The organism is Escherichia sp. WS1451, assembly GCF_046487365.1.
Lineage (GTDB): Bacteria > Pseudomonadota > Gammaproteobacteria > Enterobacterales > Enterobacteriaceae > Escherichia > Escherichia coli.
The window spans coordinates 309,777-323,812 of record NZ_JBJQJP010000002.1; the positions used below are offsets into that span (position 1 = coordinate 309,777).

General features: G+C 49.2%; 12 protein-coding genes and 2 tRNA genes. 7 read left to right on the forward strand and 7 right to left on the reverse strand.

What is annotated here, in order from left to right; translation table 11 throughout:
* Positions 1-13: 13 nt before the first annotated feature.
* The 5 genes from ACJHX7_RS04375 to ydhT all read left to right on the forward strand — a co-directional run bounded on the left by ACJHX7_RS04375 (position 14) and on the right by ydhT (position 5,097).
* The gene (locus ACJHX7_RS04375) at positions 14-2,116 is read left to right on the forward strand and encodes an aldehyde ferredoxin oxidoreductase (RefSeq protein WP_063814958.1); all 2,103 of its coding nucleotides are present in this window, start codon (positions 14-16) and stop codon (positions 2,114-2,116) included.
* Between the two features lie 12 nt (positions 2,117-2,128).
* Positions 2,129-2,767, forward strand: a complete 639-nt coding sequence (locus tag ACJHX7_RS04380) for a YdhW family putative oxidoreductase system protein (protein WP_001571509.1) — start codon at positions 2,129-2,131, stop codon at positions 2,765-2,767.
* Between the two features lie 63 nt (positions 2,768-2,830).
* Positions 2,831-3,499 (forward strand): 4Fe-4S dicluster domain-containing protein, encoded by a 669-nt coding sequence (locus tag ACJHX7_RS04385; protein WP_001361451.1) that lies wholly within the window; start codon positions 2,831-2,833, stop codon positions 3,497-3,499.
* The gene (phsC, locus tag ACJHX7_RS04390) at positions 3,496-4,281 is read left to right on the forward strand and encodes a thiosulfate reductase cytochrome B subunit (RefSeq protein WP_001070011.1); all 786 of its coding nucleotides are present in this window, start codon (positions 3,496-3,498) and stop codon (positions 4,279-4,281) included. The genes ACJHX7_RS04385 and phsC overlap by 4 nt, the downstream gene beginning before the upstream one ends.
* A 3-nt stretch (positions 4,282-4,284) precedes the next feature.
* The gene (ydhT, locus tag ACJHX7_RS04395) at positions 4,285-5,097 is read left to right on the forward strand and encodes a protein YdhT (protein WP_000587589.1); all 813 of its coding nucleotides are present in this window, start codon (positions 4,285-4,287) and stop codon (positions 5,095-5,097) included.
* Between the two features lie 11 nt (positions 5,098-5,108).
* On the opposite strand, the gene ACJHX7_RS04400 is transcribed toward ydhT, so the two are convergent.
* The 4 genes from ACJHX7_RS04400 to ACJHX7_RS04415 form a co-directional block, all read right to left on the reverse strand.
* On the reverse strand, positions 5,109-6,713 hold the full coding sequence (locus ACJHX7_RS04400) for an FAD-NAD(P)-binding protein (RefSeq protein WP_094029643.1): 1,605 nt from the start codon (positions 6,711-6,713) through the stop codon (positions 5,109-5,111).
* Between the two features lie 125 nt (positions 6,714-6,838).
* The gene (locus ACJHX7_RS04405) at positions 6,839-7,144 is read right to left on the reverse strand and encodes a monooxygenase (RefSeq protein ID WP_000212678.1); all 306 of its coding nucleotides are present in this window, start codon (positions 7,142-7,144) and stop codon (positions 6,839-6,841) included.
* Positions 7,145-7,252: 108 nt separating this feature from the next.
* Positions 7,253-7,329: transfer RNA gene (locus ACJHX7_RS04410), tRNA-Val, on the reverse strand.
* 4 nt (positions 7,330-7,333) lie between these two features.
* Positions 7,334-7,410: transfer RNA gene (locus ACJHX7_RS04415), tRNA-Val, on the reverse strand.
* Between the two features lie 307 nt (positions 7,411-7,717).
* Between ACJHX7_RS04415 and ACJHX7_RS04420 the strand changes: the two genes are divergently transcribed.
* A complete protein-coding gene (locus tag ACJHX7_RS04420; RefSeq protein WP_000534266.1) occupies positions 7,718-8,974 on the forward strand; it encodes an AIDA repeat-containing protein in 1,257 nt (418 codons plus the stop codon).
* A gap of 40 nt (positions 8,975-9,014) precedes the next feature.
* Here the strand turns inward: ACJHX7_RS04420 and mdtK are convergent, their stop codons facing one another.
* The gene (mdtK, locus tag ACJHX7_RS04425) at positions 9,015-10,388 is read right to left on the reverse strand and encodes a multidrug efflux MATE transporter MdtK (RefSeq protein WP_001174939.1); all 1,374 of its coding nucleotides are present in this window, start codon (positions 10,386-10,388) and stop codon (positions 9,015-9,017) included.
* 214 nt (positions 10,389-10,602) lie between these two features.
* Between mdtK and ribE the strand changes: the two genes are divergently transcribed.
* Complete coding sequence (gene ribE / locus ACJHX7_RS04430; RefSeq protein ID WP_000493947.1) at positions 10,603-11,244, forward strand: riboflavin synthase; 642 nt, start codon at positions 10,603-10,605, stop codon at positions 11,242-11,244.
* Positions 11,245-11,283: 39 nt separating this feature from the next.
* Here ribE and cfa read toward each other — a convergent pair whose 3' ends face one another.
* Together cfa and punC are read right to left on the reverse strand one after the other, a co-directional pair.
* Positions 11,284-12,432 (reverse strand): cyclopropane fatty acyl phospholipid synthase, encoded by a 1,149-nt coding sequence (cfa, locus tag ACJHX7_RS04435; protein ID WP_000098896.1) that lies wholly within the window; start codon positions 12,430-12,432, stop codon positions 11,284-11,286.
* 290 nt (positions 12,433-12,722) lie between these two features.
* Complete coding sequence (gene punC, locus ACJHX7_RS04440; protein ID WP_094029644.1) at positions 12,723-13,934, reverse strand: purine nucleoside transporter PunC; 1,212 nt, start codon at positions 13,932-13,934, stop codon at positions 12,723-12,725.
* Positions 13,935-14,036 lie beyond the last annotated feature (102 nt).

Sequence of the window (14,036 nt, forward strand, 5' to 3'; positions counted from 1 at the left end):
AAAGGAAAAAATCATGGCTAACGGTTGGACAGGTAATATATTAAGAGTCAATCTCACGACAGGAAATATTACCCTCGAAGATTCCAGTAAGTTTAAAAGTTTTGTCGGTGGTATGGGCTTCGGCTACAAAATTATGTATGACGAAGTACCGCCAGGCACGAAACCTTTCGATGAAGCGAATAAATTAGTCTTTGCTACCGGCCCATTAACTGGATCTGGTGCCCCCTGTAGTTCTCGTGTAAATATCACCTCACTTTCTACTTTTACCAAAGGAAATTTAGTCGTCGATGCCCATATGGGTGGCTTTTTTGCAGCGCAAATGAAATTCGCTGGCTACGACGTCATTATTATCGAAGGGAAAGCGAAATCACCGGTATGGCTGAAGATTAAAGATGACAAAGTTAGCCTGGAAAAAGCCGATTTCTTATGGGGAAAAGGGACGCGCGCAACGACGGAAGAAATTTGTCGCTTGACCAGTCCGGAAACCTGTGTGGCGGCTATTGGTCAGGCTGGGGAAAACCTTGTTCCTCTCTCTGGCATGTTGAATAGCCGTAACCACAGCGGTGGTGCGGGAACTGGCGCAATAATGGGTTCGAAAAACCTGAAAGCGATTGCGGTTGAAGGGACGAAAGGGGTCAACATTGCCGATCGTCAGGAGATGAAGCGTCTCAACGATTACATGATGACTGAACTTATCGGTGCGAATAACAACCATGTCGTGCCAAGTACGCCGCAATCGTGGGCAGAGTATTCAGATCCCAAGTCACGTTGGACAGCACGTAAAGGGCTGTTTTGGGGCGCGGCTGAAGGTGGTCCGATTGAAACGGGTGAGATTCCGCCAGGCAATCAGAACACGGTCGGCTTTCGTACCTATAAATCCGTTTTTGACTTAGGTCCGGCGGCAGAGAAATACACAGTAAAAATGAGCGGCTGCCACTCTTGCCCGATCCGTTGTATGACCCAAATGAATATTCCTCGGGTGAAAGAGTTTGGCGTGCCTGGCACCGGTGGTAACACTTGTGTAGCAAACTTTGTCCATACCACTATCTTCCCAAACGGGCCGAAAGATTTTGAAGATAAAGACGATGGTCGTGTGATTGGTAACCTGGTTGGTCTGAATCTGTTCGATGACTACGGCCTATGGTGTAACTATGGTCAGCTTCATCGCGACTTTACCTATTGTTACAGCAAAGGGGTGTTCAAGCGTGTTCTGCCTGCTGAAGAGTATGCGGAAATTCGCTGGGATCAACTGGAAGCGGGTGACGTTAACTTCATTAAAGATTTTTACTACCGTCTGGCGCATCGTGTGGGTGAGCTGAGTCACCTGGCTGATGGTTCATATGCCATCGCAGAACGCTGGAATTTGGGTGAAGAGTACTGGGGCTACGCGAAAAATAAACTCTGGTCGCCGTTTGGCTATCCGGTTCACCATGCCAATGAAGCGTCAGCGCAGGTCGGTTCCATTGTTAACTGTATGTTCAACCGTGACTGCATGACGCATACCCATATCAACTTTATTGGTTCCGGCTTGCCATTGAAACTGCAACGTGAAGTGGCGAAAGAACTTTTTGGTTCTGAAGATGCTTACGACGAAACCAAAAACTACACGCCAATCAATGACGCAAAAATTAAATATGCTAAGTGGTCGCTGCTGAGGGTCTGTTTGCATAACGCCGTCACCCTGTGCAACTGGGTCTGGCCAATGACCGTTTCGCCGCTGAAAAGCCGTAATTATCGGGGCGATCTGGCGCTTGAAGCCAAATTCTTCAAAGCGATCACTGGCGAAGATATGACTCAGGAAAAATTAGATTTAGCTGCAGAGCGTATCTTTACGTTGCATCGCGCCTACACGGTAAAACTGATGCAAACCAAAGATATGCGTAATGAACACGATCTTATCTGTTCCTGGGTATTCGACAAGGATCCGCAGATCCCGGTCTTTACTGAAGGTACTGACAAAATGGATCGTGACGATATGCATGCTTCGCTCACGATGTTCTACAAAGAAATGGGCTGGGACCCACAGCTTGGTTGTCCGACCCGCGAAACATTGCAGCGTCTGGGGCTGGAAGATATTGCCGCCGATCTGGCAGCACACAATCTACTGCCTGCGTAAGGAATGGGTGAGATGAACCATCAGGATGAATTGCCGTTAGCGGAAGTCAGCGAAATTGACGAGGCGAAGCGGCAATGGTTGCAGGGGATGCGTCACCCCGTTGATACGGTAACCGAACCAGAACCTGCTGAAATCCTGGCAGAGTTCATTCGCCAGCATTCTGCGGCTGGGCAGCTGGTGGCGCGCGCCGTGTTTCTCTCGCCGCCCTATTCGGTTGCAGAAGAGGAACTGTCAGTTTTGCTGGAAAACATTAAGCAGAACGGAGACTACGCGGATATCGCGTGTATGACGGGAAGCCAGGATGATTACTATTACTCAACGCAGGCCATGAGTGAAAACTACGCGGCGATGTCTTTGCAAGTTGTGGAGCAGGACATTTGTCGCGCTATTGCACACGCCGTTCGTTTTGAGTGCCAGACGTATCCTCGTCCTTACAAAGTCGCCATGCTGATGCAAGCGCCATATTACTTCCAGGAAGCGCAGATTGAAGCCGCGATCGCCGCGATGGATGTTGCACCTGAATATGCCGATATACGGCAGGTGGAGTCATCGACGGCGGTGTTGTACTTGTTTAGCGAGCGATTTATGACCTATGGCAAGGCGTATGGCTTATGCGAATGGTTCGAGGTAGAGCAGTTTCAGAACCCCTGAAATTTCAGGGAGATGTCATGGATAGGGTGGACAGTTGCAGCCACTGCATTAGGGGATAATCAGATGTCCTTCACTCGACGCAAATTTGTTCTGGGGATGGGAACAGTAATCTTTTTTACTGGTTCTGCGTCTTCTCTGTTAGCGAACACGAGGCAAGAAAAGAAAGTTCGGTATGCCATGATTCATGACGAGTCACGGTGCAATGGCTGTAATATTTGCGCCCGCGCATGCCGTAAAACCAATCACGTCCCCGCTCAGGGAAGCCGTTTATCGATAGCACACATTCCAGTCACCGATAACGACAACGAAACGCAGTATCACTTTTTTCGCCAGTCATGTCAGCACTGCGAAGATGCTCCGTGCATCGACGTTTGTCCGACAGCGGCATCGTGGCGTGATGAGCAGGGGATCGTACGGGTAGAAAAATCGCAGTGCATCGGCTGCAGTTATTGCATTGGCGCTTGTCCTTACCAGGTTCGCTACCTTAACCCTGTCACTAAAGTGGCAGATAAATGTGATTTCTGCGCTGAGTCCCGACTGGCAAAAGGCTTTCCGCCCATTTGCGTCAGCGCCTGCCCGGAACACGCCTTGATCTTTGGTCGCGAAGATAGCCCAGAAATTCAGGCGTGGTTGCAGGAAAATAAATACTATCAATATCAGCTACCTGGTGCCGGGAAACCGCACCTGTATCGCCGGTTCGGTCAACATTTGATTAAAAAGGAAAATGTATGAACCCGTCGCAACATGCTGAACAGTTTCAGAGCCAGTTGGCGAACTATGTGCCACAGTTCACTCCCCAATTTTGGCCGGTGTGGTTGATCATTGCCGGACTATTGCTGGTAGGGATGTGGTTGGTGCTGGGGCTGCATGCCTTGCTTCGTGCTCGTGGCGTGAAGAAATCAGCCACCGACCATGGTGAGAAGGTTTATCTTTACAGCAAAGCGGTCAGATTATGGCACTGGTCGAATGCGTTACTCTTTGTATTGTTGCTGGCAAGTGGGCTGATAAATCACTTTGCGCTGGTGGGCGCAACTGCGGTTAAAAGTCTGGTTGCGGTGCATGAAGTTTGCGGATTTTTGTTACTGGCATGCTGGCTCGGCTTTGTTCTGATCAATGCCGTTGGGGGTAATGGTCACCACTATCGCATTCGTCGTCAGGGGTGGCTGGAGCGAGCGGCAAAACAAACGCGATTCTATTTGTTTGGCATTATGCAGGGGGAAGAACATCCTTTCCCGGCAACAACCCAGTCTAAATTTAATCCCTTACAGCAGGTCGCCTATGTTGGTGTCATGTATGGGTTGCTGCCGTTGTTACTATTGACGGGGCTGCTGTGTCTCTATCCGCAAGCCGTGGGAGATGTGTTTCCTGGCGTAAGATACTGGTTATTGCAGGCGCATTTTGCTCTGGCATTTATAAGCCTCTTTTTTATCTTCGGTCATCTTTATCTTTGCACCACGGGGCGTACGCCACACGAAACCTTTAAAAGCATGGTCGATGGCTATCACCGGCACTAACGAATGATCATTACACGAGCAGACCTGCGAGAATGGCGTATCGGAGCGGTGATGTATCGCTGGTTCCTGCGCCATTTCCCACGCGGCGGTAGTTATGCCGATATTCATCATGCACTGATTGAGGAAGGATATACGGACTGGGCGGAGAGTCTGGTTGAGTATGCGTGGAAAAAATGGCTGGCGGATGAAAACTTCGCGCATCAGGAAGTTTCTTCTATGCAAAAACTGGCCACACATCCCGGAGAGAGACCATTTTGCAGTCAGTTTGCCCGCAGCGACGATCATGCTCGCATCGGCTGTTGTGAGGATAACGCCAGAATCGCAACCGCTGGGTATGCTGCACAAATTGCCAGTATGGGTTATAGCGTGCGGATTGGAAGTGTCGGCTTTAACAGTCACATTGGCAGCTCCGGCGAACGCGCACGGGTTGCTGTAACCGGTAATTCTTCGCGGATAAGCAGCGCTGGAGATAGCAGTCGGATTGCGAATACCGGAATGCGAGTACGCGTTTGTACATTGGGTGAACGGTGTCATGTCGCCAGTAATGGTGACCTGGTGCAAATCGCCAGCTTTGGCGCAAACGCCAGAATTGCCAACAGCGGCGACAATGTACACATCATTGCCAGCGGTGAAAATTCAACGGTAGTGAGCACGGGCGTGGTCGACTCAATTATTCTCGGGCCAGGAGGAAGCGCCGCACTGGCATATCATGACGGTGAAAGAGTTCGCTTCGCCGTCGCCATTGAAGGTGAAAACAATATTCGAGCCGGAGTCCGCTATCGTCTTAATGAACAGCATCAGTTTGTTGAGTGCTGATAGCTTTACCTTTAATCAAACGAAAGACGTTTACGTGCACGGGAGGCAGGTTTTACGACAGCCCGAGCCATCGCCTCACCAATTTCTGCACATGCCGTAAGCCCCTGAACGAAAGGCTGGTCGTGCATTAACCAGGGCAACGCGCCGAACGCTACGCGCCCACGAATTTCTTCGGGTTGCTGTAGCGTATAATCTTCGCCAACATCAGGGATTTCATCCCCTGTTTTCTGTAATTGTTCGCGTAGTCCAGGGAAAGGAATATCTTTCACTTTAAGCGGACGCTGCCCGCGGGCATCAATAAAAACGTCAAACGAGTAGCTATTGTCTTCCGTTTTCAGGACGGTGCGCGACTCATTAATTTCCATTTCGTAGTCTTCACCGAGGGCGAGTATATGAATGATTCCCGCTTCACGTAAGGCCAGCAGCCGACGAATAGACTCTGAAGGGATTGCGGCATAATTATCTATGAAAACTCGGGCAAGGCCTTTACTGAACCGTTTATGGTCGTGTTCATTCAGATGTGGAACAATTTCCTGTACAGCTTCATGCAGGCGCAGAATGACATAACGCCAGGGAACAGTATGTTTTTCTCGTTTATTGCGTTCGACTTCCTGGAGATTTTTTTCTGCCCAGTCAAATGGGGCGCGTTGTTTGCGCTCGGCAAACCAGGCTTGAGCAAAGGAATCGACATTCAGGCTCTCTAAGGCTATGCGTTGGCTCCAGCCTGGATCAGCAAACTTGATTTCCTCTACTATCAATCTAAATACCCGATCCAAAAGGCCATATTCGCCTTTTTGAATCTCAGCATTTAATGCCTGATCAGTGACGATGTGTAAGGGCTCGTAGGGAATAGGGCAATAGAAATCGGCTTCGGGTAAAATACCCGTGCGCGACATTAACGTAATATTTAGCTTTTCACTTGCGTTATCGCGGTGAAAAACGACGTGTTGTTTATCATCTTCAATGAACGAACCATGCTGAATAGCCACTGCCATTGCCGCATCCAGTCCGCTCAAGGATGTTCCCATAATACCCACGTTACACGCATCGACCTTTGCTTCCATCAGGCCTGACCACGGGCTGGGAAAATACGTTCTGGTTGCTTCTTCTTCATCAGGCCAGACGTGACCCGTGGCAATCACCGCTAAATCAAACGTCTCGCTGGGTAAATCCTGATTTGTAGCGATCATGACGCCAGCATTTGTAATTTGCAGATCGGTAACCTGGCATGATTCATAAACAGCCACTGCAAATTTTTGCTGTCGTGCCTGGTCTACTAATCGTAAAAATTGATCGCGGAAATATTCGCCCAGCAGAATTCGCGGTAAAAACTGACGATCGTGCAAAGTTTCTTTTTTAACGCCATAACGTTGGAGATGGCTGGCTTCTTGCTTTTGTAGCCATTCGAGATACGTACAATAAATCGGCGGTATTTCAATACTGGCAATATTTGCCAGCATCAGTTTTGAGTTTTCCTCATCACTGTATGGCATCCCGACACCGGCTTCATCAGCCTGCTCGAAGATAGAAATAGAAAGTGGCGTTTGTTGCTGTAGAAGCGAGAATAAGGTGTAGATCCCCGTAGGCCCGGCACCCACAATAGCAATTTTTTTCATTGTTACTTACCTGTACGCATTCTTTCGAATTTAGTGTTATCAGATAAGTTTGGTTGAGATTTTTAGAATTTGAGAAATTTCAGACAGGGATGAAAAGGGCGCTAACCGCCCTTGATTAAATTCTGTCAGGCGAGTTTTGCCTGATTGATTTGACTCAGTGGCTCATTGACATCGAAAACTTTGGCGACAACTTCCTCAACGCCGAGATTTTTCAGTCGGGCAGTATGTTTTTCCAGATAGGCAAGGGCGCTTTTTTCATCAGTAAAAAGGTAGATCCCACCGGCTTCGTGGTTCTTTTCACTTTCTGTCCATACCTTCCACAGAAAACCAGGTTCCTGATTAATCGACTCAGCAAGCGGTTTAAGCTGCTCAGCCATTGCGTCGCCAAATGGGCCATTGAAAGAAAAATGAAGTTGTAACAAAGTTGCCATAGCGATTCTCCTTCTGATAACGCATACGAAGACAGTGTAAATCTTTTAACGTATTGGATACAGAGAAGAAACAGAGGGAAAAAAGGAGAAGACCAGATTAAGAAAATCTGGTGCGTCCGAGTGGACTCGAACCACCGACCCCCACCATGTCAAGGTGGTGCTCTAACCAACTGAGCTACGGACGCAGGATGGTGCGTTCAATTGGACTCGAACCAACGACCCCCACCATGTCAAGGTGGTGCTCTAACCAACTGAGCTATGAACGCAACGTTGTAGGTGACAACGGGGACGAATATTAGCGGCAGAGTGGGAAGGTGGCAAGAGGCAAAACGTAATTTTCTGCGCTATTTCGACCGTTTGCAGAGCTTTTAAGCAAATTGGCTATATTTTGTTGATTTGCAAGGGCGATTTTTATTCAGGATCGCATTTACATCTGATACAACCCAATAATCCGTGTATCAGAGTTTAAACAGAGTTGTTTGCCACCATCTCAAATCTGTCGTGGATAAATCCTTCGTAGCCTTTACACTTAGGTAGCAATAAAGGCACACAGATGCAGCAAAGGAATAAATCATGGGATCTGATGCGAAAAACTTGATGAGCGACGGGAACGTGCAAATTGTTAAGACCGGCGAGGTCATTGGCGCGACGCAACTTACTGAAGGCGAGTTAATTGTTGAGGCTGGCGGAAGAGCCGAAAATACCGTGGTCACGGGGGCTGGCTGGTTGAAAGTGGCAACCGGTGGGATCGCCAAATGCACACAGTACGGCAACAATGGCACGCTATCGGTCAGCGACGGTGCCATTGCCACAGATATTGTTCAGTCCGAGGGAGGCGCAATTAGTCTCTCTACGCTCGCTACGGTTAATGGCCGCCATCCCGAAGGTGAATTCAGCGTTGATAAAGGTTATGCCTGCGGTTTGTTGCTGGAAAATGGCGGTAACCTGCGTGTACTGGAAGGCCATCGCGCGGAAAAAATTATTCTCGATCAAGAGGGTGGCCTGTTGGTCAATGGGACAACCTCAGCGGTCGTGGTAGATGAAGGTGGTGAATTGTTGGTGTATCCAGGTGGGGAAGCCAGCAATTGTGAGATTAATCAGGGCGGCGTTTTTATGCTGGCGGGGAAAGCCAATGATACGTTGCTTGCTGGTGGCACCATGAATAATCTCGGTGGTGAAGACTCTGACACTATTGTTGAGAATGGAGCCATCTATCGTCTGGGGACGGATGGTCTTCAGCTCTACAGTTCCGGTAAGACGCAAAACCTGTCCGTTAATGTGGGTGGTCGGGCTGAAGTGCATGCTGGTACGCTGGAAAACGCGGTAATACAAGGTGGGACAGTGATCCTGTTGTCACCCACCAGCGCGGACGAAAATTTTGTCGTAGAGGAAGATCGCGCACCGGTTGAACTGACCGGTAGTGTTGCATTACTGGACGGCGCTTCAATGATTATTGGCTATGGCGCAGATCTGCAACAATCAACGATTACTGTACAGCAGGGCGGTGTATTGATTCTCGACGGCAGTACGGTAAAAGGTGACAGTGTCACTTTCAGTGTTGGTAACATCAATCTCAATGGCGGAAAACTGTGGCTAATCACTGGTGCGGCAACGCATGTGCAACTGAAAGTGAAACGCCTGCGCGGAGAGGGAGCGATTTGCCTGCAAACCAGTGCGAAAGAAATTTCACCTGACTTCATCAATGTGAAAGGGGAAGTTACTGGTGATATACACGTTGAGATAACAGATGCCAGTCGGCAAACTCTGTGTAACGCACTGAAACTACAGCCAGACGAAGACGGGATTGGCGCAACGCTCCAGCCTGCGTAAAAACACAGGCGCAACCCGTGAAGGTTGCGCCTTGTCTTTACTAGCGAGCTGCTCGTTGCAGAATGATGGCTGACGGCAGACGTTGCAGGAACCGCATACGCAGCATCATCATAATGGCTGCCGAAGTCAGGCCAATAATAAAGCCTATCCAGAAGCCTGCTGGCCCCATAGGTTCAACGACCAGATCGGTCAGTGCCAGAATATAGCCGCTTGGCAAGCCCAGCACCCAGTAAGCCGTAAAGGTGATATAGAAAATGGAACGTGTATCTTTATAACCACGCAAAATCCCACTGCCAATCACCTGGATAGAGTCAGAAATCTGATATACCGCCGCCAGCAGCATCAAATGCGCAGCCAGCGTTACAACCTCGGGATTGTCGTTGTACAACAGGGCGATTTGCTCTCGCAGTGAAACCGTGAATATGGCCGTCAGGGTTGCCATACAGACACCCACCATAAGCCCGGTCCGCGCAGCGGTTTGCGCATCCAGCGTTGAGCCTTGACCCAGACGATAACCTACGCGGATAGTTACCGCTGCCGCCAGCGACATGGGAAGCACGAACATCAGTGAACTAAAGTTCAGGGCAATCTGATGTCCTGCGACATCAACAATACCGAGCGGAGACACTAACAGAGCCACGACGGCAAACAGCGTTACTTCAAAGAACAGTGCCAGCGCAATTGGCAAACCGAGTTGAATCAGTCGTTTCATAACCGCAGGATCGGGCTTCGCGGTGCCTTTTTCGTTACGAATATCGCGCATCGAGCGGGCGCGTTTAATGTAAGAAACCATGGCAAGGAACATGACCCAATACACCGCCGCAGTAGCCACGCCACAACCAACGCCACCGAGCTCAGGCATACCGAAATGACCATAAATAAAGATATAGTTCACCGGAATGTTCACCAGCAGGCCGATAAAGCCCATCACCATACCCGGCTTGGTTTTTGCCAGACCTTCACACTGGTTACGGGCAACCTGGAAGAAAAGATAGCCCGGCGCGCCCCATAGCAACGCACGCAGATAACCCACGGCTTTGTCCGCCAGAGCCGGATCGATGTTTTCCATGGAGCGGATAATGTAGCCTGCATTCCACAGCACCAGCATAATGAGAACGGAAACAAAACCTGCCAGCCAGAAACCTTGTCGCACCTGATGCGCAATGCGCTCACGTCGACCGGAGCCATTTAATTGCGCGATAACCGGCGTTAATGCCAGCAGCAGTCCGTGACCAAAGAGGATCGCCGGAAGCCAGATAGAAGTTCCGATAGCGACCGCCGCCATGTCGGTGGCACTATAGCCGCCCGCCATCACGGTATCGACAAAACCCATCGCAGTTTGGGCGATTTGCGCGAGAATCACCGGGATTGCTAATGCTAATAACAGACGCGCTTCACTGATATACTTCTGCACGTGAACACCTTTTATTTGTAGTTATATGAGAGACTAAAAAGCCGCCTGAATGGGCAGCAAAAAGAAGAAGCAGGGGAAATTCAGTCTATTGTAGCGAGGATTTATTAATTCTCCAGAGAAAAAATAGCCATTCTTACCCCTTCACTGGTAAGGGCGTTTTCCACCTGCTATTGTGCTGAACAGAATGTCTTAACTGATTTCAGGAGTTGTAAGTATGTTTACGGGGATTGTACAGGGCACCGCAAAACTGGTGTCGATTGACGAGAAACCAAATTTTCGCACGCATGTGGTGGAGTTACCCGACCACATGCTGGACGGTCTGGAAACCGGTGCTTCCGTGGCGCATAACGGTTGCTGCCTGACCGTGACGGAAATTAACGGCAACCATGTCAGTTTTGACCTGATGAAAGAAACGTTACGCATTACTAATCTTGGCGATTTAAAAGTGGGGGATTGGGTAAACGTTGAGCGTGCGGCGAAATTCAGCGATGAAATTGGCGGACACTTAATGTCAGGTCATATTATGACCACCGCTGAAGTAGCGAAAATATTAACCTCGGAAAATAATCGTCAGATCTGGTTTAAAGTCCAGGATAGTCAGTTGATGAAATATATCCTGTACAAAGGATTTATTGGCATCGACGGTATTAGCCTGACCGTCGGCGAAGTCACGCCAACGCGTTTTTGCGTCCATTTAATTCCGGAAACACTGGAACGCACGACTCTTGGGAAGAAAAAACTTGGCGCACGCGTCAACATTGAAATCGATCCACAAACTCAGGCAGTGGTTGATACGGTAGAACGTGTGCTGGCGGCACGAGAAAATGCCATGAATCAACCAGGTACAGAAGCCTGAACTGAAATCGCCCCCGGAGCGGGGGCGATAGAATAGCCTCTAGCGAGCGACTCGAAGGCCGTTTTCGACTCCGCGAGAGAACACCACCTGCCAGAGCTGAATATCACGTGCGCGGAAAGCACCTGCACAGGCATTCAGATAATAGGTAAACATCCGTTTAAAGCGTTCACTGTAGTTATCCGCAATTTCTGGCCATGCGGCGAGGAAACGTTCATACCACGCCATCAACGTAGTATCGTAATCAGCACCGAAGTTATGCCAGTCTTCCATCACAAAGTGGGGTTCGCTGGACTGAGCAATCTGGCGTACAGAGGGCAGGCAACCGTTCGGAAAAATATATTTATTAATCCAGGGATCAACATTCAGATCGGTTTTTTTCGAACCGATGGTATGGAGCAGGAATATACCTTCCGGTTTCAAATTACGATCCACCACCGCAAAATAGGTATCGTAATTTTTCGGTCCGACGTGTTCGAACATCCCCACAGAAACAATACGGTCAAACTGGTCGTTCAGGTCACGATAATCTTGCAGCAAAATGGTGACATCCAGGCCTTCACAGCGTTCCTGAGCCATTTTTTGCTGTTCGGCAGAAATGGTTACGCCGACCACGCTTACGTCATAATTAGACGCCATGTAGTGCGCCAGTCCGCCCCAGCCACAGCCAATATCCAGTACGCGCATCCCTGGTTTTAACTGCAATTTTTCACAAATCATTTTGAGCTTCGCCTGCTGGGCAGATTCCAGATTATCGGCATCTTTCCAGTAAGCACAGGAATATTGCATGAAGGGATCAAGCATGCGGCTGAACAAGTCATTACCCAAATCGTAATGCTCTTTGCCGACTATCCAGGCACGTTTTTTACTCTGCAGATTGAAGAGACGAGCGCCGGCAATACGCAGCGTGTCTTTGAAATGATGGGGGAGTTGGTTCTCGAGACCTGCGCGTAAGACTTTGCTAAAAAACATATCCAGTCGGTCACATTCCCACCAGCCATCCATATAACTTTCGCCTAACCCCAACGATCCTTCCTGCAGAACGCGTTTAAAAAAATCGGGGTTTTTGACACGAATATCCGCCGGGGCAGAACCGTTAATGGCTATACCGGCACGGCTAAGTAATTCGTTGGCGATACGGTACCAGTTGTCATCCGGTACACTGACTTCTTCTATACACGATGAACTCATAGTTTCTCCATCACTGGTCGGTGATCAGAACCTTAAAACAGCGTAGACGCTTTTTGGGCTTTGTGAGAAATCTCGCAGAAAAAACCGCGAGTCTATAATCCGACGTAGAACAGAGGGAAAGGAGGAACCCTTGCCGAAATGACCATCCATAGTGAGTCGGGAACGATCCTGTCCCCGTAAAAACATAATATTTATCGTAGCTTTAACAACTCGAAATTAGTATAGGCCGCTAATTTCAATCATACAACAAAATTTTGTTAGCAGCCTAAGTATAAGTATATCGATATAGATCAGTGTGATTCGCTATGAGCGACTTCGGCATTGCCATGATTCTGGCAGCCAACTTCTTCACAACGTTGCATCATGTAACCCAGAGCGACCAGCACTACTGTTGATAACATCACGCTGGTGGTGGTGAGCAATGGCGTGCTGATACTGATAAGCCAGGAAACTACCAGACTTGCGAGGAAGCACAGACCCAGTTGCAGAGTGTTCTGCAACGCTGCGGCGCGACCAGTTGCATGTGGGAAGGGACGCAGCGCCTGGGCGACAACAATCGGGTAGATCGCGCCATTGGCAATCGCCATCACACAGAATGGGATCAGGATTTCGACTAGCGACACATGGCTAATGAAGCCCGCAGCCCAGGTCGCAATGACGCTGACAGCAAACAGTACCAGCAACCACGGTAATAACTGCTTGCCTTGCCATTTCTGCAGTGCGGCGCGACAGCCATAACCACCAATCAGAAACGCGATAGTTTGCGGGACATAACTTAAACCAATAACTGCCGGGCTGTAACCCATTTCACTAAGGATGAACGGTGAGCCGGTCAGCCATGCAAAAAAACTGGCTGAACAGGCCGCATATATCAGCACGTTGCCGCGATAGGTTTTAGAACGTAGCAGGTCGGTAAAGGTCAGACCATCCTGACTATTGTTACGGGCCTTCGTCGTGGGTTTGAGCCAGAAAATAGGCAGAATCAGCACCACGGTAATGGCAAACAGGGTGGCGAAAATCGCCTGCCAGGAAAAATGGACCAGCAGCCAGCTTCCTAACAGAGGAGCCAGTGCCGGAGATAGACCCACCAGCGGCATGATGGTCGCAAAAATACGGTTAACTTTCTGTGAAGGATAATAATCCGTCACTAACGCTTGCCAGATAACCGCCGCGGCGCAGACACCTATAGCCTGTACAAAACGCAATACCAGCAGCGTAGCGGCGTTTTCTACCCACAGCATCCCCAGACTACCTAACGCAAAAATTGTCAGGCCGATTAATAATACCGGTTTACGACCATAGCGGTCGGAGAGCGGCCCCCACAGAAGCTGGGCTGCGGCAAAACCGGCAAGGAACAGACTAAGGCTGGCACTGACAGCAGACGCAGGCGTTTGCAGGTCGGCCTGTATGGCGGCGAAAGCAGGCAGATACATATCGGTTGCCAGAAAACCGAGTACGCTCAAACCCGCCAGCCAGACTAAAAATCTTTTCCCAGGTTGCATGTATATTCTCTAAATCTCTCAATTAAACACCGCCGCAAAGTGTAGGGAGTGAAATTAGTGTTGTGAAACGGTAATATTTGATGACTGGTTTCAAAAATTTTG